The organism is Geodermatophilus sp. CPCC 206100 (genome assembly GCF_048569675.1).
Classification (GTDB): Bacteria; Actinomycetota; Actinomycetes; order Mycobacteriales; family Geodermatophilaceae; genus Geodermatophilus.
The window spans coordinates 89,882-111,035 of sequence record NZ_JAQISV010000010.1; the positions used below are offsets into that span (position 1 = coordinate 89,882).

22 protein-coding genes are annotated in these 21,154 nt (G+C 76.0%); 17 read left to right on the forward strand and 5 right to left on the reverse strand.

What is annotated here, in order from left to right:
* Nucleotides 1-145: 145 nt before the first annotated feature.
* A complete protein-coding gene (locus tag PGN05_RS05840) occupies nucleotides 146-472 on the reverse strand; it encodes a DUF2631 domain-containing protein (protein ID WP_419751586.1) in 327 nt (108 codons plus the stop codon).
* Nucleotides 473-632: 160 nt separating this feature from the next.
* Here PGN05_RS05840 and dxr point away from each other — a divergent pair, with 160 nt between their 5' ends.
* The 5 genes from dxr to PGN05_RS05865 all read left to right on the forward strand — a co-directional run bounded on the left by dxr (nucleotide 633) and on the right by PGN05_RS05865 (nucleotide 7,285).
* The gene (dxr, locus tag PGN05_RS05845) at nucleotides 633-1,829 is read left to right on the forward strand and encodes a 1-deoxy-D-xylulose-5-phosphate reductoisomerase (protein ID WP_419751587.1); all 1,197 of its coding nucleotides are present in this window, start codon (nucleotides 633-635) and stop codon (nucleotides 1,827-1,829) included.
* A gap of 31 nt (nucleotides 1,830-1,860) precedes the next feature.
* Nucleotides 1,861-3,198, forward strand: a complete 1,338-nt coding sequence (locus PGN05_RS05850; protein ID WP_419751613.1) for a M50 family metallopeptidase — start codon at nucleotides 1,861-1,863, stop codon at nucleotides 3,196-3,198.
* An 89-nt stretch (nucleotides 3,199-3,287) separates the two neighbouring features.
* Nucleotides 3,288-4,424, forward strand: coding sequence for a flavodoxin-dependent (E)-4-hydroxy-3-methylbut-2-enyl-diphosphate synthase (gene ispG / locus PGN05_RS05855; protein ID WP_419751614.1), 1,137 nt, complete (start codon nucleotides 3,288-3,290; stop codon nucleotides 4,422-4,424).
* An 8-nt stretch (nucleotides 4,425-4,432) separates the two neighbouring features.
* Entirely contained in the window at nucleotides 4,433-5,284 is an 852-nt protein-coding gene (locus tag PGN05_RS05860) for a GNAT family N-acetyltransferase (protein WP_419751588.1), read from the forward strand.
* 117 nt (nucleotides 5,285-5,401) lie between these two features.
* Nucleotides 5,402-7,285, forward strand: a complete 1,884-nt coding sequence (locus PGN05_RS05865) for a penicillin-binding transpeptidase domain-containing protein (protein WP_419751589.1) — start codon at nucleotides 5,402-5,404, stop codon at nucleotides 7,283-7,285.
* Nucleotides 7,286-7,453: 168 nt separating this feature from the next.
* On the opposite strand, the gene PGN05_RS05870 is transcribed toward PGN05_RS05865, so the two are convergent.
* The 3 genes from PGN05_RS05870 to PGN05_RS05880 all read right to left on the reverse strand — a co-directional run bounded on the left by PGN05_RS05870 (nucleotide 7,454) and on the right by PGN05_RS05880 (nucleotide 9,240).
* Nucleotides 7,454-8,170, reverse strand: coding sequence for a hemerythrin domain-containing protein (locus PGN05_RS05870; RefSeq protein WP_419751590.1), 717 nt, complete (start codon nucleotides 8,168-8,170; stop codon nucleotides 7,454-7,456).
* A 101-nt stretch (nucleotides 8,171-8,271) separates the two neighbouring features.
* Nucleotides 8,272-8,736: a ferritin-like domain-containing protein gene (locus tag PGN05_RS05875; protein WP_419751591.1), complete on the reverse strand. Its 465-nt coding sequence runs from the start codon at nucleotides 8,734-8,736 to the stop codon at nucleotides 8,272-8,274.
* A 24-nt stretch (nucleotides 8,737-8,760) separates the two neighbouring features.
* Nucleotides 8,761-9,240 carry a hypothetical protein gene (locus tag PGN05_RS05880; RefSeq protein ID WP_419751592.1) on the reverse strand — a complete coding sequence of 160 codons (480 nt, stop codon included), beginning with the start codon at nucleotides 9,238-9,240 and terminating at the stop codon, nucleotides 8,761-8,763.
* A 228-nt stretch (nucleotides 9,241-9,468) separates the two neighbouring features.
* Between PGN05_RS05880 and rimP the strand changes: the two genes are divergently transcribed.
* From rimP to larE, 11 genes are all read left to right on the forward strand, one after another.
* Nucleotides 9,469-10,047, forward strand: coding sequence for a ribosome maturation factor RimP (gene rimP / locus PGN05_RS05885; RefSeq protein ID WP_419751593.1), 579 nt, complete (start codon nucleotides 9,469-9,471; stop codon nucleotides 10,045-10,047).
* Entirely contained in the window at nucleotides 10,044-11,189 is a 1,146-nt protein-coding gene (gene nusA, locus PGN05_RS05890) for a transcription termination factor NusA (protein WP_419751594.1), read from the forward strand. Before rimP ends, nusA begins: the two co-directional genes overlap by 4 nt.
* 41 nt (nucleotides 11,190-11,230) lie before the next feature.
* Nucleotides 11,231-11,605 (forward strand): YlxR family protein, encoded by a 375-nt coding sequence (locus PGN05_RS05895; RefSeq protein WP_419751615.1) that lies wholly within the window; start codon nucleotides 11,231-11,233, stop codon nucleotides 11,603-11,605.
* Nucleotides 11,606-12,909: 1,304 nt separating this feature from the next.
* Nucleotides 12,910-14,745, forward strand: a complete 1,836-nt coding sequence (gene infB, locus PGN05_RS05900) for a translation initiation factor IF-2 (protein WP_419751595.1) — start codon at nucleotides 12,910-12,912, stop codon at nucleotides 14,743-14,745.
* Nucleotides 14,746-14,885: 140 nt separating this feature from the next.
* Entirely contained in the window at nucleotides 14,886-15,179 is a 294-nt protein-coding gene (locus tag PGN05_RS05905; RefSeq protein ID WP_419751596.1) for a DUF503 domain-containing protein, read from the forward strand.
* A 115-nt stretch (nucleotides 15,180-15,294) separates the two neighbouring features.
* Complete coding sequence (gene rbfA / locus PGN05_RS05910; RefSeq protein WP_419751597.1) at nucleotides 15,295-15,780, forward strand: 30S ribosome-binding factor RbfA; 486 nt, start codon at nucleotides 15,295-15,297, stop codon at nucleotides 15,778-15,780.
* On the forward strand, nucleotides 15,777-16,019 hold the full coding sequence (locus PGN05_RS05915) for a hypothetical protein (RefSeq protein ID WP_419751598.1): 243 nt from the start codon (nucleotides 15,777-15,779) through the stop codon (nucleotides 16,017-16,019). The genes rbfA and PGN05_RS05915 overlap by 4 nt, the downstream gene beginning before the upstream one ends.
* Nucleotides 16,016-17,023, forward strand: a complete 1,008-nt coding sequence (locus PGN05_RS05920) for a DHH family phosphoesterase (RefSeq protein WP_419751599.1) — start codon at nucleotides 16,016-16,018, stop codon at nucleotides 17,021-17,023. The genes PGN05_RS05915 and PGN05_RS05920 overlap by 4 nt, the downstream gene beginning before the upstream one ends.
* Complete coding sequence (locus PGN05_RS05925; RefSeq protein ID WP_419751600.1) at nucleotides 17,020-18,315, forward strand: MATE family efflux transporter; 1,296 nt, start codon at nucleotides 17,020-17,022, stop codon at nucleotides 18,313-18,315. The genes PGN05_RS05920 and PGN05_RS05925 overlap by 4 nt, the downstream gene beginning before the upstream one ends.
* Nucleotides 18,312-19,238: a tRNA pseudouridine(55) synthase TruB gene (truB, locus tag PGN05_RS05930; protein WP_419751601.1), complete on the forward strand. Its 927-nt coding sequence runs from the start codon at nucleotides 18,312-18,314 to the stop codon at nucleotides 19,236-19,238. Before PGN05_RS05925 ends, truB begins: the two co-directional genes overlap by 4 nt.
* A 9-nt stretch (nucleotides 19,239-19,247) precedes the next feature.
* A complete protein-coding gene (gene larE, locus PGN05_RS05935; RefSeq protein ID WP_419751602.1) occupies nucleotides 19,248-20,081 on the forward strand; it encodes an ATP-dependent sacrificial sulfur transferase LarE in 834 nt (277 codons plus the stop codon).
* On the opposite strand, the gene larB is transcribed toward larE, so the two are convergent.
* Nucleotides 20,072-20,743: a nickel pincer cofactor biosynthesis protein LarB gene (gene larB / locus PGN05_RS05940; protein WP_419751603.1), complete on the reverse strand. Its 672-nt coding sequence runs from the start codon at nucleotides 20,741-20,743 to the stop codon at nucleotides 20,072-20,074. The genes larE and larB overlap by 10 nt on opposite strands.
* 50 nt (nucleotides 20,744-20,793) lie before the next feature.
* On the opposite strand from larB, the gene PGN05_RS05945 reads away from it, so the two are divergent.
* Nucleotides 20,794-21,132 (forward strand): antibiotic biosynthesis monooxygenase family protein, encoded by a 339-nt coding sequence (locus PGN05_RS05945; RefSeq protein WP_419751604.1) that lies wholly within the window; start codon nucleotides 20,794-20,796, stop codon nucleotides 21,130-21,132.
* Nucleotides 21,133-21,154: the final 22 nt, after the last annotated feature.

Here is a 21,154-nt window from a genome sequence, read left to right on the forward strand (position 1 = left end):
TGGCTGGCATGAGTTGCTATGGCCTTGGGGGCTGTGACCAGCGCAGACGCCTCAACCCGGCATGGGCGGGGCATCGCGTGAGGACCGGCGAACGCGAGAGGCCCGCCCCCGTGAGGGGAGCGGGCCTCGGGTCAGCCGGTCGGGGTCACTGGCTGCGCCAGGCGTTCTTCCGCCGGAAGAAGTCGTAGACCTTGAGCGCGATCATGAGCGCCGCGACGGCGACGAGCCAGTAGTCCTCCATGCGGCCCTCGTGGTTCCCGATCAGGTAGGCGAGCAGGAAGATGATCGCGATCCACGAGGCGATGCGACCGGCGCGGCCGGTCTCGCCGTGCCAGCCCCAGTCCTCGGGGCGCTCGTGCTCGATCGGGTGGGCGTCGTGGCGGACCACCGCCTCCTCGCGCCCGGGCTGGTTGACGCGCTCGGTCGCCGGGTGGTCGGTGGTGATCCGCTCACGGTGGGTCTGCTCACTCACGCCGCTCATTCTGGCAGGGCCCCGCCCGGTCCACCGCCCGAGGGCGGGCGGCTCGCCGGGTCGGGGAGGATGGAGCCGTGAGCGGACAGGCGCGTGAGCATCGCAGGGAGCGCCAGCGACCGAGGAGCGGAGCGTGCCGCGGGAGCGAACGGGGGGCACCGTGAGTGACCGGCGCGAGGTGACCGTGCTCGGGTCCACCGGCTCGATCGGCCGGCAGGCGATCGCGGTGGCTCAGCAGAACCCCGACCGGCTGCGCATCACCGGGCTGGCGGCCGGCGGCGGGGACGTCGGCCTGCTCGCCGAGCAGGCGCTCACCCTCGGCGTCCGCACCGTCGCGGTCGCCCGCGCCACCGCCGCGCAGGACCTGCAGCTGGCCTTCTACGCCGCGGCCTCGCAGCGGGGCTGGGCGACGGGGGAGTACAGCCTGCCGGAGATCCTCGCCGGGCCCCGCGCCGCCGAGGAGCTCGCCGCCCGCCCGGCCGACGTCGTCCTCAACGGGATCACCGGCTCGATCGGGCTGGGACCGACGCTCAGCGCGCTGCGCGCCGGGCGCACCGTCGCCCTCGCCAACAAGGAGTCCCTCGTCGCCGGTGGGGACCTGGTCACCGCCGCGGCGGGGCCCGGCCAGCTGGTCCCGGTCGACTCCGAGCACTCCGCGCTGGCGCAGTGCCTGCGCGGCGGCGCCCGCGGCGAGGTCGCCCGGCTGGTCCTCACGGCGAGCGGCGGGCCGTTCCGCGGTCGCAGCGCGGCCGAGCTGGACGGCGTCACCGTCGAGCAGGCGCTGGCCCACCCGACCTGGGCGATGGGCACGGTGGTCACCATCAACTCCGCGACCCTGGTGAACAAGGGCCTGGAGCTCATCGAGGCCCACCTGCTGTTCGGCGTCCCCTACGCCGACATCGACGTCGTCGTGCACCCGCAGTCGATCGTGCACTCGATGGTGACCTTCGCCGACGGCGCGACCATCGCCCAGGCCAGCCCGCCGGACATGCGGCTGCCCATCGCGCTGGCCCTGGCCTGGCCGGACCGGCTGCCGGACGTCCAGCCCGCGCTGGACTGGTCGACGGCCAGCACCTGGGAGTTCGCGCCGCTGGACGCCGAGGCGTTCCCCGCCGTCCGGCTGGCCCGGTCCGCCGGGGAGGCCGGCGGGGTGGTGCCGGCTGTGTTCAACGCGGCCAACGAGGAGGCGGTGGCGGCGTTCGTGGCGGGTCGACTGCCGTTCCGGGGCATCGTGGACCTCGTCGCGCGTACCCTCGACGACGCGCCGGACCTCGGCGCCCCCACCTGCGTCGAGGACGTCCTGGCGGCGGAGAAGTGGGCCCGGGAGCACGCCCGGGGCGTCATCGCCGGAGGCTGAGCTGAGCGGGTTCCTCCTGACCGTCCTGGGGATCGTCGCCTTCGCCGTCGGGCTGCTGTTCTCCATCGGTTTCCACGAGGCCGGGCACTTCTACTGGGCCCGGAAGTTCGGCATGCGGGTGCCCCAGTTCATGGTCGGCTTCGGCCCGACCGTGTGGTCGCGGACCCGGGGCGAGACCGAGTACGGCCTCAAGGCGATCCCGCTCGGCGGCTACATCCGGATCGTCGGGATGATCCCGCCGGCCGAGGAGGGCGAGAGCAAGCGCGCGACCCGCATGCGCAGCTTCATCGCCGAGGTGCGCGGGCAGGCGCTCAACGACGTCCTGCCCAGCGACGCCGGCCGGGTCTTCTACGCCAAGCCCTGGTGGCAGCGCGTGATCGTGATGTCCGCGGGACCCCTTCACAACCTGGTCCTGGCGGTGCTGTTCTTCACGGTCACGCTGACCGCGATCGGCACCAACGTCCTCTCCACCACGGTGGGGCAGGTGCCCGCGTGCGTGCTCCCGGCCGGCGCGGCCAGCGCCACCGCCGAGGACCCCTGCGCGGTGCCCATCGCGGCCGACGGGCAGCTGTGCGACGCCGGCGCCGCCGGGTGCGCGCTGCCCCAGCAGAGCCCGGCCGCGGCCGCGGGCCTGCGCCCCGGCGACACCATCCTGGCCATCGACGGCGCCGGCCTCGACCCGACGGCGTACGACAGCTGGACGGCGGTGCAGGAGGCGATCCGCAGCTCGCCGGGCAACCCGGTCGACCTGACCATCGAGCGTGACGGGCAACGGCAGCAGCTCACCGTCACACCGATCCCGAACACCGTCTACGTCGAGGCCGGCAGCGACGAGACCACCACCGCGGGCTACCTCGGCGTCTCCCCGACGACCGAGCTGGCCCGGCAGTCGATCGGCGACCTGCCCGGCTACTTCGGGATGATCGTCGTCAACTCGGTAGAGCGGCTGATCGAGATCCCGGAGAAGGTCCCGCAGCTGTTCCGGGCCGCCTTCCTCGGGGAGGAGCGCGACGAGAACGGGCCAATCGGCGTGGTGGGGGTCGGCCGGATCTCCGGCGAGGTCTTCGCGATCGAGGAGTTCAGCGGGATGGAGAAGCTGAGCTTCTTCCTCAGCCTGCTGGCCAGCGTCAACCTCGTGCTGTTCCTGTTCAACCTGCTGCCGATCTACCCGCTGGACGGCGGGCACGTGGCCGGCGCGCTGTACGAGAGGGTCCGCTCGGTCGTGGCCCGGCTGCGCGGGCGCCCCGACCCGGGCCCCTTCGACATCGCCCGGCTGATGCCGGTGGCCTACGTGGTGGCGGGGCTGTTCGTGGTGCTGTCGGGCCTCCTGCTCGTCGCCGACATCGTCAACCCGATCACGCTGCAGTAAGCCCCAGGCCAGGGTCACAGTCGCGGCTGCGGCACCGGCGGGCCCACCGGGCGATACTGGGTGTCATGGCGATCCCCGTCGGCCTCGGCATGCCCGCTGCGCCCCCGCCCGTCCTCGCCCCACGCCGCAAGACCCGCCAGCTCGACGTCGGCGGCGTCGGCGTCGGCAGCGACTCCCCGGTCAGCGTGCAGTCGATGACGACGACCAAGACCGCCGACATCAACGCCACGCTGCAGCAGATCGCCGAGCTCACCGCCGCCGGCTGCCAGATCGTGCGCGTCGCCGTCCCGGACACCGACGACGCCGAGGCGCTGCCGGCGATCGCCAAGAAGTCGCAGATCCCGGTGATCGCCGACATCCACTTCCAGCCGCGCTACGTCTTCGCCGCCATCGACGCCGGCTGCGCCGCCGTGCGGGTCAACCCCGGCAACATCAAGAAGTTCGACGACAAGGTCGGCGAGATCGCCCGGGCGGCGGGTGACGCCGGCATCCCCATCCGGATCGGCGTGAACGCCGGCTCGCTCGACAAGCGGCTGCTGGCCAAGTACGGCAAGGCCACCCCCGAGGCGCTGGTGGAGTCGGCGCTGTGGGAGTGCTCGCTGTTCGAGGAGCACGGGTTCCGCGACATCAAGATCTCGGTCAAGCACAACGACCCGGTGGTCATGGTGCGGGCCTACGAGCTGCTGGCCGCGCAGTGCGACTACCCGCTGCACCTGGGCGTCACCGAGGCCGGGCCGGCCTTCCAGGGCACGATCAAGTCCGCGGTCGCCTTCGGGGCGCTGCTGAGCCAGGGCATCGGCGACACCATCCGCGTCTCGCTCTCCGCCCCGCCGGTGGAGGAGGTCAAGGTCGGCACCCAGATCCTGGAGTCGCTGAACCTGCGGCAGCGCGGCCTGGAGATCGTCAGCTGCCCCTCCTGCGGCCGCGCCCAGGTCGACGTCTACCGGCTGGCCGACGAGGTCACCGCGGGCCTGGACGGGCTCGAGGTGCCGCTGCGGGTCGCGGTCATGGGCTGCGTCGTCAACGGCCCGGGGGAGGCCCGCGAGGCCGACCTCGGGGTGGCCTCGGGCAACGGCAAGGGCCAGATCTTCGTCAAGGGCGAGGTGGTCAAGACCGTGCCGGAGTCGCAGATCGTCGAGACCCTCATCGAGGAGGCCATGCGGCTGGCCGGTGAACAGGCCGACTCCGGCGTCCCCTCGGGGGCGCCCGTCGTCACCGTCGGCTGACCGCGCCGGTGCTCCGCACGCCGACGGCGCGGGTCCTCGACGAGGGGGACGAGCCGGCCGTGCGCCGGCTGCTCGCCACCGACCCGGTCGCCGCCTGCGTCATCGCCGGCCGGGTGGAGGCCGCCGGGACCGCCGCGACCTCCCTCGGCGCGCCGCTGTGGGGCTTCGGCGCCGGCCGCTCGCTGGAGGCCGTCTGCCTGGCCGGGGCCAACCTCATCCCGTTCGCCCTTCCCGGGGCCGAGCGCGCCGCGGTGGCCGCCTTCGCCGAGCGGGCCCGCCGCGCCGGCCGCCGGTGCTCGACGATCGTCGGCCCCGCCGCGACCGTCGAGCCGCTGTGGGCGCTGCTGGAGCCGTCCTGGGGACCGGCCCGCGACCACCGGCCGCGGCAGCCGCTGCTGGCGATCGAGGGGCCGCCGGCCGTGGCCCCCGAGCCCCGCGTCCGGCCGGTGCGCCCGTCGGAGGTGGAGGTCCTGCTGCCGGCGGCCGTGGCCATGTTCACCGAGGAGGTCGGCGTCAGTCCGCTGCGGGTGGACGGCGGCGCCGGCTACCGCGCCCGGGTGGCCGACCTGGTCCGCGCCGGGCAGTCCCTGGCCTGGATCGAGCGTGGCGAGGTGCTGTTCAAGGCCGAGATCGGCGCGGTGTCGCGGTCGGCCTGCCAGATCCAGGGCGTGTGGGTGGCCCCGGCCCACCGCGGACGCGGCATCGGCACCGCCGGCACCGCCGCCGTCGTCGAGTACGCCCGTACCGCGATCGCGCCGGTGGTCAGCCTCTACGTCAACGACTTCAACGCCGCCGCGCGGGCCTCCTACGCCCGGGTCGGGTTCACCGAGGTCGGGCGGTTCGCCAGCGTCCTCTTCTGAGAGAGGACCCCGTCCTCCTCACCGCTCGCAGGCTCGCGGCGAGCCTCTGGACGGGGCCGGCCTCCCGAGGATCGACACTGCCGTCTGGAACGCTGTCTCCCCGTGCGTACTCGACGGGTGAGGGTCCTCGGAACCACCGCCGTGCTGCTGGCGGTGCCGGTGCTGGCCGGCTGCTCGGGCAACCCGGAGGACGACGTGCGGGCCGCGGCCCAGGCGTTCCTCGAGGACTGGGCGGCCGGGGACACCGCGGCCGCGGCCGGGGCCACCACCGACCCCGACGCGGCCGGCGCGCTGCTCGACCAGGCGGCCGCCGACCTGCCGGACGCGACCCTGACCGCGGACGTGGGGGACGTCGCGGTCGAGGACGGCACCGCCACCGTCGACTGGACCGCCACCTGGGATCTCGCCGCCGCCCCCGAGTGGAGCTACCCGGCCACCCTCCGGCTGCGCGAGGCCGAGGAGGGCTGGGACGTCGTCGCCGAGCCGACGCTGGTGCACCCCGAGCTCGGCGAGGGCCAGCACCTGGTGGTCCAGCGGGTGCTGCCGGAGCGGGCTCCGATCACCGACGCCGACGGCCGCCCGCTGTTCACCCCCACCGAGGTCGTCAACGTCGGCGTCGACCCCGGCCAGGTCACCGACCTCCCGGCCCTGGCCGGCGCGCTGTCGGCGGCCACGGGGGTCGCCGCCGAGGAGATCACCGCCGACGTCCAGGCCGCGCCCCCGGGGCAGTTCGTGCCGGTCATCACGCTGCGCCGGCCGGACTTCGAGGCGATCCGGGCCCGGGTCTTCGACCTGCCGGGCGCGGTGTTCCCGACCGAGACGCGGCTGCTGGCCCCGACGTCCCGGTTCGCCTCGGCCCTGCTGGGCCGGGTCGGCCCGGCGACCGCCGAGGTGCTCGAGGAGACCACCGGCGAGGAGGAGGGGCCGCGCTACGCCGCGGGCGACCAGCTGGGGCTCTCCGGCCTGCAGCGCGCCCTGCAGGACCGGCTGACCGGCACGCCGGGGGTCACCGTCACGGTCGTCAGCAGCGACGAGGGCACCGGGGACGCCGGCCGCGAGGTCGGCGCGGTCCAGCCGGTGCCGGGTGAGCCGGTGCAGACCCCGCTGGTGCCGGCGGTCCAGAACGCCGCCGACGCCGCCGTCGGCACCCAGCCGCTGCCCACGCACCTGGTCGTCGTCCGCCCGCGCACCGGCGAGATCGTCGCCGTCGCCTCCAACGAGGCGGCGGCCGCGGGCAACGCCCTCGGCGGTCAGTACCCGCCCGGCTCGAGCATGAAGACCATCACCGCCACGGCGCTGCTGGCGACCGGGACGCTCACCCCGCAGTCGCCGGTGGCCTGCCCGGGCACCTTCGTCGTCGACGGCCGCGAGTTCGAGAACCAGGACCAGTTCGACCTCGGCACCGTCCCCTTCACCGAGGCCTTCGCGCAGTCGTGCAACACCACCTTCATGCAGCAGTCGCTGCAGCTCCCCGACGACGCCCTGGCCGGCGCGGCCGCCTCCTACGGGGTGGGCACTGACTGGCAGCTGCCGGTCGACGTCTTCAGCGGCAGCGTCCCGGCCGACAGCACCGGGACGACGAAGGCCGCCAACGCCATCGGGCAGGGCCAGGTGCTGATGAGCCCTGCGCAGATGGCCCTCGTCGCCGCCGGGGTCGCCGGCGGCACCCCGGTCGTGCCCGTCGAGGTGGTGGGCGGCGAGCCGGCCGGCCCGGCCCCGACCGGCCCGGACCCGGCGGTGCTGGACGCGCTGCGGCCGATGATGCGCGAGGTGGTGCTGTCGGGGACGGCCACCGCGCTCGCCGACCGCGGCGAGGTGTTCGGCAAGACCGGCACCGCCGAGTTCGGCAGCAACACCCCGCCGGACGCCCACGGCTGGTTCATGGGCTACCGGCTCGGCGGGGCCCAGGGCGACCTGGCCTTCGCCGTCCTCGTGGAGGGCGGGCAGTCCAGCAGCCTGGCCGTGGGGGTGACCGACGCCTTCCTCGGCGGCCTCGGGTAGTCGCCTCTCGGTCGGCCCCCTGCGGGGTCCCGCCGCGAGCCTGCGAGTGGTGGGGGGCAGGGGGTCCCGCCTCGGCCTCTGGCCCCCTGCGGGGTCCCGCCTCGGCCTCTGGCCCCCTGCGGGGTCCCGCCGCGAGCCTGCGAGTGGTGGGGGGCAGGGGGTCCTTCGTCAGACGTAGCGGAAGGCCGCTGCCTCGCGCCGGGCGAACCGGCCGCGGGTGAGGCGGTAGGCCAGGCGGAACGTCGGCCCGACCGTCGCGAACGCGCGGTCGAGGGCCTCCTGGCTGAGCCCCTCGGCCGCCCAGGGGACGAGGAAGCCCGTGTCGCGGAGGCCGTAGCTGCGCTGGGCCGCCTTCTCCGACGCCGCCCAGTCGGAGAGCGGGAGGTGGCGCTGGGCCAGCGGCAGCGCCTCGGTCTCCTCGTGCGCGAGGTGGCGGATGAGCAGGTCCCGGGTCGCGGTGAGCTGCTCGGCCAGCGCCTCCCGCGTCGCCGCGTCCGGCGCCGTGGACATGGCGTCGAACAGTTCGGCGCAGCGGGCCAGGACCGGGTCGATCGTCGCGTGCTCGGCGTGCATCGCCTCCAGCGTGGCGGGGGCGCCCTCGACCGCCCGCACCCGCTCGCTCAGCGCCGGCCAGATGCTGGCGTCCTCGACGGCGTGGTGGTGGTGCAGCATCGTGGCGAACCGCTCCCAGCGGCCGGCCAGCGCCCGCCACGTGGCGGCGTCCTCCAGCGGGGTCCGTTCCGCGGCCGCGCAGAAGGCGTCCAGGTCGCGGCGGAACGCGTGGTGCATGACGTACATGCCGCTCATGTCCAGCGGCCCCTCGGCCGTGTGCACCTGACCCGGCAGGCTCACCTGGGGTCGGTTCGGGGGAGCGGTCGTGCTCATGGGGTCCTCCGGGGAGGCCGGGACGCCGGTGCGGGGTGCTCCGGCGGCGGGGAGTCTGCTCCCGCGCCGGCGACCGCGGCCAGGGTCCGGCGACCCTGCGCTCAGCCCTCCGGGAGGCCGGGGAACGCGGTGGTGGCCGGCGTCTGCCCCGCCGCCGTGCGCCAGCCGACCGCGCGCACCTCCGCGGCCGCGAGCACGCCGGCGGCCAGCTCCCGGACGACGGCCTGTGCGGCCTGGTCCAGGACGCGCACCCACGCCGCCGCCACGCCGTCCTCGAGGAGCACCGCCATCGCCGCCGCGTCGGCGGGGGAGAGGACCGGGAACGGCAGCGTGTACCCGCCCTCGGCCGGGACCGGCTCGGCGCCGCGGTCCTCGAGGAGGGCGGCGACGCGGTCGCGGACGTCGCGGTGCGCGTTCTCCGCCGCCACCGCGGGCGGGCGGGCCTCGGCGGCGAGCGCCGCCCCCACGGTCCCGTAGCCCCAGACGGCGGCGTGCTCGGCCGCCAGCGCCTCCTGCAGGGCGGCGGTCTCGGTGCCCTCGTCGAGGGTGCTGCCGTCGTCAGCCACGGGACGCTCCTCCCGGCCGGGCGCTCACGCCAGCACCGCCTCGTGTCCGCGCAGCCCGGCGGCGACCGAGCCCAGCAGTGCCGCCCGGGCCCCGGCCTGCTCCGCGCACGCCCCGGCGTGCGAGCCGGCGGCGGCGGACACCTGGTCGCGCAGCCACCCCCGCACGTCGCCGCCGGCCGGCGGTCCGCCCGGCGGGCTGGAGGGCGCGGCCGACGACGAGGACGACGACGGCGCCGCGGCCCGGAGCGCCGCCAGCTGGTCGTCGGCCTGGCGGGCCAGCTCCGCCACCGCCGCGCCGAGGGCGGGATCGGCGGCCGCGGCCGCCGCGTAGGCGGCGACCACCGCCTCCTGCGCCGCCACCTGACCGGCCAGCCGGTCGGCCTCCTCGGTGGTGACCGCGGGCGCGCCGCCGGGGTCGGCGGTACAGCCCGCCACGGCCAGGGCCAACCCGGCGGAGGCGGCGAGCAGGGCGCGCCGCGAGAAGGGCACGGGGGAGGGGGGCATCACCCGCCATCTTCTCAGCCCCGGCCCCACGCGGCCGGGAGCACGGGGCGGGCGGGTCCCCCACGGCTCCGGGTCTCGGGCCCCGGAAACGGGCGGTAGCCTGAGCCCATCCGGGTCGCGGGCCGACGGTGCGTCCGCCGTCGTCCCCAGGGGGTCCCGGGATCCCGGGCCGAGCGCCCCGTCCCGCCCCGCAGCGCACGCGCGCCGACCGAGCAAGGAGAGTGAGCCGTGGCCGCCGCACCCCGCACCGACCCCGTCGCCACCCGGCTGGCCGGCTGGATCGCGCCGGTCGTCGACGCCGCCGGGTACGACCTCGAGGAGCTCGTCGTCACCCCGGCCGGACGCCGCAGCGTCGTCCGCGTGGTCGTCGACCGCGACACCGGCGTCACCCTGGACGACATCGCCGAGGTGAGCCGCGCGGTCTCGGCGGCGCTGGACGCCAACGACGGCGACCTGGGCCGGGCCCCGTACGTCCTGGAGGTCACCAGCCCCGGCGTGGACCGGCCGCTGACCGAGCCGCGGCACTGGCGGCGCAACACCGGCCGGCTGGTGGCCGTCCCGGTCGGCCCGCCGGGGGACGTCGAGGCGGTGACCGCCCGGGTCCTGGAGGTCGACGGCAGCGGGGTCACCCTCGCGGTCGAGGCCCAGGGCAAGCCGGGGGCGAAGAAGCGGCCACCGACCCGGCGGCAGGTGCCCTGGGCCGAGCTCGGCGCCGGCCGGGTCCAGGTGGAGTTCGGCCGGCCCGACCCGGCGGCGGCCGACGAGCCGGCCGATCCCGCGGACGACGACGACGGAGGAGGACAGTGAACATCGACGTGACCGCCCTCAAGGCGGTCGAGCGGGAGAAGGGCATCCCGGCCGACACGGTCATCGAGGCGATCGAGTCGGCACTGGTGACCGCCTACCGGCACGCCGACGGCGCGGCCAAGCACGTGCGCGTGCACGTGGACCGCAAGAGCGGCGAGGTCGCCGTGCTGGCGCAGGAGCTCGGGCCCGACGGTGAGGTCGTCCGCGAGTGGGACGACACCCCCTCCGACTTCGGCCGCATCGCGGCCAGCACCGCCAAGCAGGTCATCGTCCAGCGGCTGCGCGACGCCGAGCACGAGCAGACCTTCGGGGAGTACGCCGGCAAGGAGGGCGACATCATCAGCGGCATCGTGCAGGCGCACGACCGCCGCAACGTGCAGGGCACCGTCCTCATCGACATCGGCAAGGTGGAGGCCGTGCTGCCGCCGGCCGAGCAGGTGCCGGGGGAGAGCTACCCCCACGGCAGCCGGCTGAAGGCCTACGTGGTGTCGGTGGCGCGGACCTTCCGGGGGCCGCAGGTCACCGTGTCCCGCACCCACCCGAACCTGGTCCGGAAGCTGTTCGCCCTCGAGGTCCCCGAGATCGCCGACGGCAGTGTCGAGATCGTCGCGGTGGCCCGCGAGGCGGGGCACCGCTCGAAGATCGCCGTCCGCACCAAGGTGCCCGGGCTCAACGCCAAGGGCGCCTGCATCGGCCCGATGGGGCAGCGGGTGCGCAACGTCATGAGCGAGTTGCACGGCGAGAAGATCGACATCGTCGACTGGTCCGACGACCCCGCGACCTTCGTCGCCTCGGCGCTCAGCCCGGCCCGCGTGAGCAGCGCGCGGGTGGTCGACCCCCAGGCCAAGGCGGTGCGGGTCGTCGTCCCCGACTACCAGCTGTCGCTGGCGATCGGGAAGGAGGGGCAGAACGCGCGGCTGGCCGCCCGGCTCACCGGGTGCCGGATCGACATCCGCAGCGACGCCCAGCCCGACGACGCGACGCCGTCCCCCGGGGTGGGGCGGGCACCGCTGCGCTCCGGGGCACCGGCGGTCCGCGCGGGCGGATCCGGCGGCCGCCCGGGGGCACCGGGTGCAGGATCACGTCCCGGCCGGGTGGGGAACCCCAGGAGTGCGGAACACCGGGGGCCCGCCGCGCGCTAGAGTGCAGGGTGGCCGAAACGTCGATCCCGGTGCGCACCTGTGTGGGCTGCCGGAAACGCGCTCCGGTCACCGATCTGCTGCGTGTCGTCGTCCGGAGCGGGGCCCTGGTCCCCGATCCGCGACGGAGGCTCCCCGGTCGGGGGGCCTCGCTGCACCCCACCCCGGAGTGCCTGCACGCAGCGGAGCGACGCCGGGCCTTCGTCCGGGCGCTGCGCAGCAGCTCCCCGGTCGAGGCCGGTCCGCTCCGGGTCCACGTCCTCGGTGCGCCGTCTGCGGCGCCCCCGGGCGCGGGAGCGGAGGCGGGCGACCGGAATCGAACGACAGACCGCAGCAACACCGACGGACCGGCAACCGGCCGGTCCGCAGTCGAGGGCAGGACGTCGTCGGATGAGCAAGCCGTGAAGTCCCCACGATGACCATGCAGGACTAACCACGAGGTCGAGCGGGCCCGCCGCCGGCCTCACCAAGAGGAGATCCGTGCCAGGCAAAGCCCGCGTACACGAACTCGCCAAGGAGTTCGGTGTCGACAGCAAGACCGTGCTCGCCACGCTCAAGGAGCAGGGCGAGTTCGTGAAGTCCGCGTCCTCCACCGTCGAGGCCCCCGTGGCCCGTCGGCTCCGCGAGGCCCTCGGCGCCGCCAACGGCGGCACCACGGCGGCTCCGGCCGCCCGTCCCAGCGCACCCGCCGCCCCGGCGGCTCCGGTCGCGCAGAGCCCGGCCCGGGCTCCGCAGGCCCCGGCACCTGCACCGCAGGCGCCGGCGACCCGCGCCCCGGGTGGTCCCACGCCCGGACCCCGTCCGGCGGCTGCCCGTCCGGGTGCTCCGATGCCCGGCCCGCGGTCGACGGCACCGGCTCCCCAGGCCCCGGCGGCGCCCGCCGCTCCTGCTGCTCCGGCGGCTCCTGCTGCTCCGGCGGCTCCTGTCGCGCCGGCGGCCAGTGCCGCTCCCGCGGCCGGTGCGCCGACGCAGCAGCCGTCCGCCGCGCCCAGCGGTCCGCGGCCCGGTCCGGCCGCACCCCGTCCGGCTGCGGCCGGTGGGTCGGCGCCCGGCGCCCCGCGCCCCGGCGCCGGTGGTCCGCGGCCCGGTCCCCGTCCGGCCCCGCGGCCGGGCAACAACCCCTTCAGCAGTGCGCCGCGTCCGGCGCCGGCCGGTGGCGCTCCGCGTCCTGGACCCGGTGCGCCCGGTCCCCGGCCGGCGGCCGCCGGTCCCGGTGGGCCCCGTCCCGGTGCCGGTCCGCGTCCGGGTCCCGGCGGGCCCCCCCCGGCTCGGTCCCGGCGGTCCCCGCCCGGCTCCCGGTGCGGGTGGTCCGCGCCCGGCTCCCGGTGCGGGTGGCCCGCGCCCGGCGGCCGGTCCCGGTGGCCCGCGCCCGAACCCGGGCATGATGCCGCAGCGTCCGAGCCCCGGCATGATGCCCGGCCGGCCGGCCGGTGCCGGCCGTCCCGGCGGCGGCGGACCCGGCGGCGCAGGTCGCGGTCGTCCCGGCGGCGCCCCCGGCGGTGGCGGCGGCGGCTTCCGTCCCGGCGGTGGCGGCGGTGCCGGTGGCGGCGGCGGTGCCGGCGCTCCGGCCGGCGGTGGCTTCCGCGCAGGCGGCGGCGGTGGCCGCGGTCGTGGCCGTGGTGGCTCCGGTGCCGGCACCGCGGGTGCCTTCGGTCGTCCCGGCGGACGTGGCCCGGTCCGCGGCCGCAAGAGCAAGAAGCAGCGGCGTCAGGAGTTCGACTCCATGGCGGCGCCCAGCATGGGCGGCGTCCAGCTGCCCCGCGGCAACGGTCAGACCGTGCGCCTCCCGCGCGGTGCCTCGCTGACCGACCTCGCCGAGCGCATCAACGCGCAGCCGGCGGCGCTGGTCACCGCCCTGTTCCACCTGGGCGAGATGGTGACCGCCACGCAGTCGGTGAACGACGAGACGCTGCAGCTGCTCGGCGCCGAGATCGGCTGGATCATCCAGGTCGTCAGCCCGGAGGACGAGGACCGCGAGCTGCTCGAGGACTTCGACCTCACCTTCGGTGACGAGGAGGGCGAAGAGGGCGACTGGGACATCCGTCCGCCGGTCGTGACCGTCATGGGTCACGTCGACCACGGGAAGACCAAGCTGCTCGACGCCCTGCGCAACACCAACGTGGTGGCGCGCGAGGCCGGCGGCATCACCCAGCACATCGGCGCCTACCAGATCGTCACCGAGCTGGAGGGCAACGAGCGTCCGGTCACCTTCATCGACACCCCGGGTCACGAGTCGTTCACCGCGATGCGTGCCCGTGGCGCGAAGGTCACCGACATCGTCGTCCTGGTCGTCGCGGCCGACGACGGCGTCATGCCGCAGACGGTCGAGGCGCTCAACCACGCGCAGGCGGCCGAGGTGCCGATCGTGGTCGCGGTGAACAAGATCGACAAGGAGGGGGCCAACCCCGCCAAGATCCGCCAGCAGCTCACCGAGTACGGGCTGGTGGCCGAGGAGTACGGCGGCGACACGATGTTCGTCGACGTCTCCGCGACCACCCGTCAGGGCCTCGAGGACCTGCTCACGGCGATCCTGCTGACCGCGGACGCCTCGTTGGACCTGCGCGCGAACACCGAGCAGGACCCGCAGGGTGTGGTCATCGAGGGCAAGCTGGACAAGGGCCGTGGCCCCGTCGCCACGGTGCTGGTCCAGCGCGGCACGCTGCGTCAGGGCGACTCGATCGTGGCCGGCGACGCCTACGGCCGCGTCCGGTCGCTGCTCGACGAGCACGGGAACAAGCTGAAGGAGGCCCTGCCGGCCCGCCCCGTGCAGGTCGTGGGCCTCACCTCGGTGCCCCGTGCCGGTGACACCTTCCTCGTGGTCGAGGAGGACCGGGTGGCCCGGCAGATCGCCGACCGCCGCCAGGCCCGCATCCGCAACGCGCAGAACGCCTCGATGCGCAAGCGGATCAGCCTCGAGGACCTCGACGCCGCGCTCAAGGAGACGCGTCAGCTCAACCTGATCATCAAGGGTGACAACTCGGGCACCGTCGAGGCGCTCGAAGAGGCGCTGATGAAGATCGAGGTGAGCGACGACATCTCGCTGCGGGTCATCCACCGCGGCGTCGGTGGCATCACCAAGAGCGACATCGACCTGGCGCTGGCCGACGACGTCATCGTCCTGGGCTTCAACGTCCGGGCCGAGGGTCAGGCCACCGAGCTCGCCAACCGCGAGGGTGTGGACGTCCGGTACTACACGGTCATCTACCAGGCCATCGACGAGATCGAGGCCGCCCTCAAGGGCATGCTCAAGCCCGAGTTCGAGGAGGTCCAGCTCGGCACGGCGGAGGTCCGCGAGGTCTTCCGAGTGCCGAGGATCGGCAACGTCGCCGGTTCGCTGGTCCGCAGCGGCACGATCGTCCGGAACTCGAAGGCCCGGCTCATCCGCGACGGTGCCGTGGTCGCCGACAACCTGACGGTGGAGTCCCTCCGCCGGTTCAAGGACGACGCGACCGAGGTCCGCGAGGGCTACGAGTGCGGTATCGGCCTGGGGTCGTTCAACGACATCAAGGTCGACGACGTGATCGAGACCTTCGAGATGCGAGAGAAGCCGCGCGACTGAGGAAGGACCCCGTCCTCCTCACGCCTCGCACGCTCGGCGTGAGCCTCGGGACGGGGCCGTAGCAGGGCCGTCCGTCCGCCCCGCCCCCTCGGGGCGGGGCGGGCGGTCCGGCGCGTCACCACCAGGACGGGGGAGAGCCGGTGTTCACCGGGTCGCTGACCGCCGACCTGCTGCTGGGCGACGTCCACTCGCTCAAGGGCAAGCGCGCCGTCGTCCGGCCGATCGTGGCCGAGCTGCGGCGGCGGTTCGCCGTGGCCGCCGCCGAGGTCGGTGACCAGGACCTGCACCGGCGCGTGCAGGTCGGGGTGGCCACGGTCGCTGCGGACGCCGGACAGGTGACCGACGTGCTCGACGCGTGCGAGCGGTTGCTGGCCGAGCGGCCGGAGGTGACGCTGCTGTCGACGCACCGGCAGTTGTTCTCCGACACCGACTGAGGGAGGACGTCCCTCCTCCGCACTGCTCGCGGTGGGCCTCCGCAGGGAGGCTCCCCGCGCCCGTGTCCCACCCGCGCCCCGGCCTTCCGGGGCGCCTGATCCCTGGAGGTCCGGAATGGCCGACCCGGCCCGCGCCCGCAAGCTGGCGGTGCGCATCCGTCAGATCGTCTCCGCCGCGATCGAGACGCAGATCAAGGACCCCCGGCTCGGCATGGTCACGGTCACCGACGCGCGGGTCACGGGCGACCTGCGCGAGGCGACGGTCTTCTACACCGTGTACGGCGACGCCACCCAGGTCGAGGACTCCGCCCGGGCGCTGTCGTCGGCGACCGGCGTGCTGCGCTCCACGGTGGGCCGGCAGACCGGCATCAAGTTCGTCCCGACGCTGACCTTCGTCGCCGACCACGTGCCCGACACCGCGCGCGAGCTGGACGCCGCGCTGGAGCGGGTCCGGCACGCCGACGCCGAGCTGGCCCGCATCCGCGAGGGTGCGGACTACGCCGGCGAGCCCGACCCGTACCGGCACCCGGCCGAGGACGACGACGTCGAGACCGCCGATGACGGTGCCGACGTCCCCACCTCGACCAGGAGTGCCTCGTGAGCGAGAACGACCCGGATCCGCACCTGTCCGACGAGGGCCAGGGCCACTCCGAGCTCGGTGGCAAGCCGGTGCCCGACACCGGCGACCCCACCCAGGGCGGCAAGTACGGCGAGATCGGCGACGCCCCCAGCATCACCTCCGACGAGCCCGACGACGGGATCGGCTACCCGGTGGGCGGTGGCGACGTGCAGGAGGAGCAGAACGCCCCGCCGGTCGCCGACCCCGGCCCGAGCGCGTGACGGTCTCGCTCCCGCGGGGCACCGAGCTGACCGACCGGGCCGCCGCCGTCCTGGTCGAGGCGGCCACCGCCCACGCCACCGTGGTCCTGTCCGGGCACGTCCAGCCCGACGCGGACGCCCTGGGCAGCACCCTCGCGCTGGCCGAGGGGCTGCGCCGCCGCGGCGCCCGGGTGCTCGCCACCTTCCCCGACCCCTTCGTCCTGCCCGCGTCGCTGGCCTGGCTGCCCGGCGCCGAGGGCCTGGTGCCGTCGGCGGCCGTGCCCGGGTCCCCGGACGTCTTCGTGAGCCTGGACGCCGCCTCGCCCGGCCGGCTCGGGGAGCTCGCGGTCCTGCTGGACCGTGCGGGCACCTCCGTCGTCCTGGACCACCACGCGAGCAACCCCGGCTTCGGCGACGTGCGCGCGGTCGACCCCGGTGCGCCGGCCACCGTGGCGCTGGTCGCCGACCTGCTCGACGGGCTCGGCGTCGTCCTCGACCAGCGGCTGGCCACCTGCCTGTACGCGGGGCTGGCCGCCGACACCGGGTCCTTCCGGTTCGGCAACACCCGCCCCGACACCCACGAGCTGGCCGCCCGGCTGCTGGCCACCGGCATCGACCACGCGGAGATCAGCCGGCGGCTGTTCGACACAGCGCCGTTCGGCTGGCTGGGCCTGCTGTCGGTCGTCGCCGGCCGCGCCGTGCTGGAGCCCGACGTCGGCGCCGGGCTGGTCTGGACCTGGTCGAGCACCGCCGAGGCCGCCGAGCACGGCCTGCCCGGTGAGCAGCTCGAGGCGCTGGTCGACGTCGTCCGCTCCACCCAGGAGGCCGACGTCGCCTGCGTGCTCAAGGGCCAGGACGACGGGTCGTGGTCGGTGTCGCTGCGCTCGCGCGGCGCCACCGACGTCGCCCGGGTCGCCGTCGCCCTCGGCGGCGGCGGCCACCGGGCCGCGGCCGGCTACACCTCCACCGCGGACCGCGAGGGCACCGTGGCCGCGCTCAGAGCCGGGTTGTCGACCGAGGGGTGACCCGCGCGCCGTCCATCCCCGCCCTGGCGGCGCCGGCGCTCGTGGTGCTGGCCGCCGAGCCGCTGTACCTGCTGGTCGACACGGCCGTCGTCGGCAACCTGGGCACGGTGGCGCTGGGCGGCCTCGCGGTGGGTGGCGGGCTGCTGGCCTGGGCGGCCGCGCTGCTCAACTTCCTGGCCTACGGCACCACCGCCCGCGCCGCCCGCCGGGCGGGCGCCGGGGACCGGGCCGGGGCCGTCGCCGAGGGGGTCCAGGCCACCTGGCTCGCCCTCGCCCTCGGCCTGGCGGTGCTGGCCGGGTTCCAGCTGCTGGCCGGCCCGCTGACCCGCCTGCTGGCCGGCGGCGCCGGGCCGGTGGCGGCCGCCGGGGAGACCTGGCTGCGCGTCGCGAGCCTGGGCGCGCCGCTGCTGCTGGTGTCGCTGGCGGGCAACGGCTGGCTGCGCGGCGTGCAGGAGCTGCGCCGGCCGATGCGCTACGTCCTGGCCGGCAGCCTGGTCAGCCTGGTGCTGTGCCCGCTGCTGGTGCACGCCGTGGGATGGGGCCTGCCCGGCTCCGCGGTCGCCAACGTCGCCGGTCAGGCGGTGTCCGCGGCGCTGTTCCTCCGTGCGCTCCTGCGCGAGGGCGGAGCGTGGCGCCCGCGGCCGGCCGCGCTGCGGGTGCAGCTGGTCATCGGCCGCGACCTGCTGGTGCGGTCGGCGGTCCTCCAGGTGTCCTTCCTCGTCGCCACCGGCGTGGTGGCCCGCGCCGGCACCGCCGAGCTCGGCGCCCACCAGGTCGCCATCCAGCTGTTCTTCTTCCTCGCCCTGGTGCTCGACGCCTACGCCATCGCCGCGCAGACGCTGGTCGGCCAGGCGCTCGGGGGCGGCCGCCCGGACGACGCCCGGGCCACTGCCCGCCGGGTGGCGCGGTGGGGGCTGGGCACCGGCGTTCTCGTCGCGGCGCTGCTGCTGGCGCTGCGCCCCGTGGTCCCGCCGCTGTTCACCGACGACCCCGCCGTGGTGGCCCAGGCCGGCCTCGCCTGGTGGTTCCTCGCCGGCATGCAGCCGCTGGCCGGTGTCGTGTTCGCCCTCGACGGCGTGCTCATGGGCGCCGGTGACGTCGGGTACCTGCGCACGGTCACCGTCGGCTCGGTGCTCGTCGGGTTCGTGCCGCTGTCGCTGCTCGCCGTTCCGCTGGGCTGGGGAGTGGCCGGGGTGTGGGCCGGCCTCACCCTGTTCATCGCCCTGCGCCTGGTCGCCGTGGTGGTCCGGGTGTCGGGCGACCGGTGGGTGTCTGTTGGAGTGGGCGGGTGAGTCCCCGACGCCCGGACGCCGACGTCCCGCCCGGCCTGCTGCTGGTCGACAAACCCGGCGGCCTGACCTCCCACGACGTGGTCGCGCGGGCCCGCCGCGTGCTGTCGGTCCGCCGGGTCGGCCACGCCGGCACGCTGGACCCGATGGCCACCGGCCTGCTCGTCCTCGGGGTCGGCGCGGCCACCCGGCTGCTCGGCCACGTCGGTGGGCACGACAAGACCTACGAGGCGACCCTCCGGCTCGGCCAGGCCACGGTGACCGACGACCGCGAGGGCGAGGTCCTGACGACGACGTCGGCCGCGCACCTCGACGACGCCGCGGTCGCCGCCGCCCTGGCCGCCCAGACCGGCCCGCTGCTGCAGGTGCCCTCGTCGGTGAGCGCGGTCAAGGTCGCCGGCCGGCGCTCCTACGACCGGGTCCGGGCCGGCGAGGAGGTGGTGCTCGAGCCGCGGGCGGTCACCGTCCACCGGCTCGAGGTGCACCGGATCGCCCGGCCCACGCCCGACCTCGTCGACGTCGACGTCACCGTCGGCTGCACCGCGGGCACCTACGTCCGCGCCATCGCCCGCGACGCCGGCGCGGCCCTCGGCGTCGGCGGCCACCTCACCGCGCTGCGCCGCACCGCCTCCGGGCCGTTCGCCCTGGAGCGGGCGGCACCCGTGGAGGAGGCCGCCGCGGCGCTGACCGCCGGCGGCGGTGCGGGCGTGCTCGGCCTGACCGACGCCGCCCGGCTGGTCTTCCCCGAGCGGGGAGTGACCGACGACGAGGCCCGCGCCCTCGGCCACGGGCAGCGGATCCCGGCCACCGGTGCCGCCGGTCTGCACGCCGCGGTGGACGGCGCCGGCCGGCTGGTCGCCCTGGTCGAGGACGCCGGGTCCACCGCCCGGGTCGCGGTCGGCTTCCCCCGCCGGCTGAGCGCCTAGCCTGCAGGCGTGCTCGACGACCGCCTGGCCACGCTGGACGCGCTGCTCGGCCGCCTGCCCGGGGTGCTGGTCGCCTTCTCCGGTGGGGTCGACTCCGGCACCCTGCTGGCCGCCGCGGTGCGGGCGCTGGGGCCCGGCCGGGTGGTGGCCGCCACCGCCGTCTCACCCAGCCTCCCGGCGGCCGAGCGCGCCGCCGCCGCCGACTTCGCCGCCTCGCTGGGGGTGCGGCACGAGCTGCCGCGCACCGACGAGCTGTCGCGGCCGGGCTACGTGGCCAACGCCGGGGACCGCTGCGCCTTCTGCAAGACCGAGCTGGTCGACGTCCTCGTGCCGCTGGGCCGGCGCCTCGGGATCGCCGACGTCGTGACCGGCACCAACGCCGACGACCTGCGGGCCGGCTTCCGCCCCGGGATCCGCGCCGCCGCCGAGCGGGGGGCGTGGGCGCCCCTGGCCCGGGCCGGGATGACCAAGGACGACGTCCGGGCCGCCGCCCGGCGGTGGGAGCTGCCGCTGGCCGACAAGCCCGCCGCCGCCTGCCTGGCCAGCCGCATCGCCTACGGCGTGCCCGTGTCGGCCGAGCGGCTGGCCCGGGTCGAGGCGGCCGAGGCGGCGCTGCGCGCGGCGATGGCCGCCGCCGGCGTGGCCGTCCGCGACCTGCGGGTGCGCGACATGGGGGACGACGTCGCGCGGATCGAGGTGGACGCCGCCGTCGTCCCCGCCCTCGCCGCCCGCCCGGACCTGCTCGGCGCGGTTCCCGGCTTCGACCGGGTGGAGGTCGACCCGCGCGGCTTCCGGTCCGGGTCGATGAACGAGCTGCTGCCCGACCCGGTCCGCTACCGCTGAGCGGAGCGGACGATCCGCGCCGCGGCCACCCCCGCGCCGAAGCCGTTGTCGATGTTGACCACCAGGACCCCGGGCGCGCAGGCGGTCAGCATGGTGAGCAGCGCGGCCAGGCCCTCGAACGCCGCGCCGTAGCCCACCGACGTCGGCACCGCGACCACCAGCCGGTCGGTCAGGCCCGCCACCACGCTGGGCAGCGCGCCGTCCATCCCCGCGACGACGACCACCGCGTCGGCCGCGGCGAGGTCGGGGGCGACGGCGAGCACCCGGTGCACCCCGGCCACGCCGACGTCGTCCACCCGGCGGCAGCCCACGCCGCACGCGGCCAGGGTGAACGCCACCTCGGCGGCCACGGGACCGTCCGACGTCCCCGCCGTCAGCACCAGGACCCGGCCCTGCGGCCGGGGGAGCTCCCCGACGGCGACGCACCGGGCCTCCTCGTCGACCACGGCGCCGGGCCAGCGGTCGAGGACGGCGGCCCGGGTGGCCTCGTCCACTCGCGTGGCCCACGCCAGGGGGGCGTCGGCCAGGAGCCCCGCCAGGCAGGTCACCGTCTGCTCGGGGGTCTTGCCCGCCGCGTACACGACCTCCGGGGTGCCGGTGCGGGCCGCGCGGTCGGGGTCGAGGCGGGCGAAACCGAGGTCGGTCGTGCGCGGCAGGTCCACGGCGCCAGCATGCGCGATTGATCGTCCGCCGCGCCGGGAAGGGGAGGGCCATGAGCGTCGTGAAGATCAACGCGATCACCGTGCCGCCGGAGCGGCAGGCCCGTTTCGAGGAGCGTTTCCGGGGACGGGCCGGTGCGGTCGAGAGCACCCCCGGCTTCGAGTGGTTCGAGTTGCTGCGGCCCGTGGAGGGCACCGACCAGTACCTGGTCTACACCCGCTGGAGCACCCAGGAGGCCTACGAGGCCTGGCAGTCCAGCCAGGACTTCGACCGGGCCCACGACGGCGGCGGCGACACCCTCGCCCCCGCGGCCGCCAACTCCTCCCACCTGTGGAGCTACGAGGTCCTGGAGTCGGCCGGGCCCCGGGCCAACCAGGAGAACCAGGTCTGAGCGCGGCGCGGCCGGCGGCGGG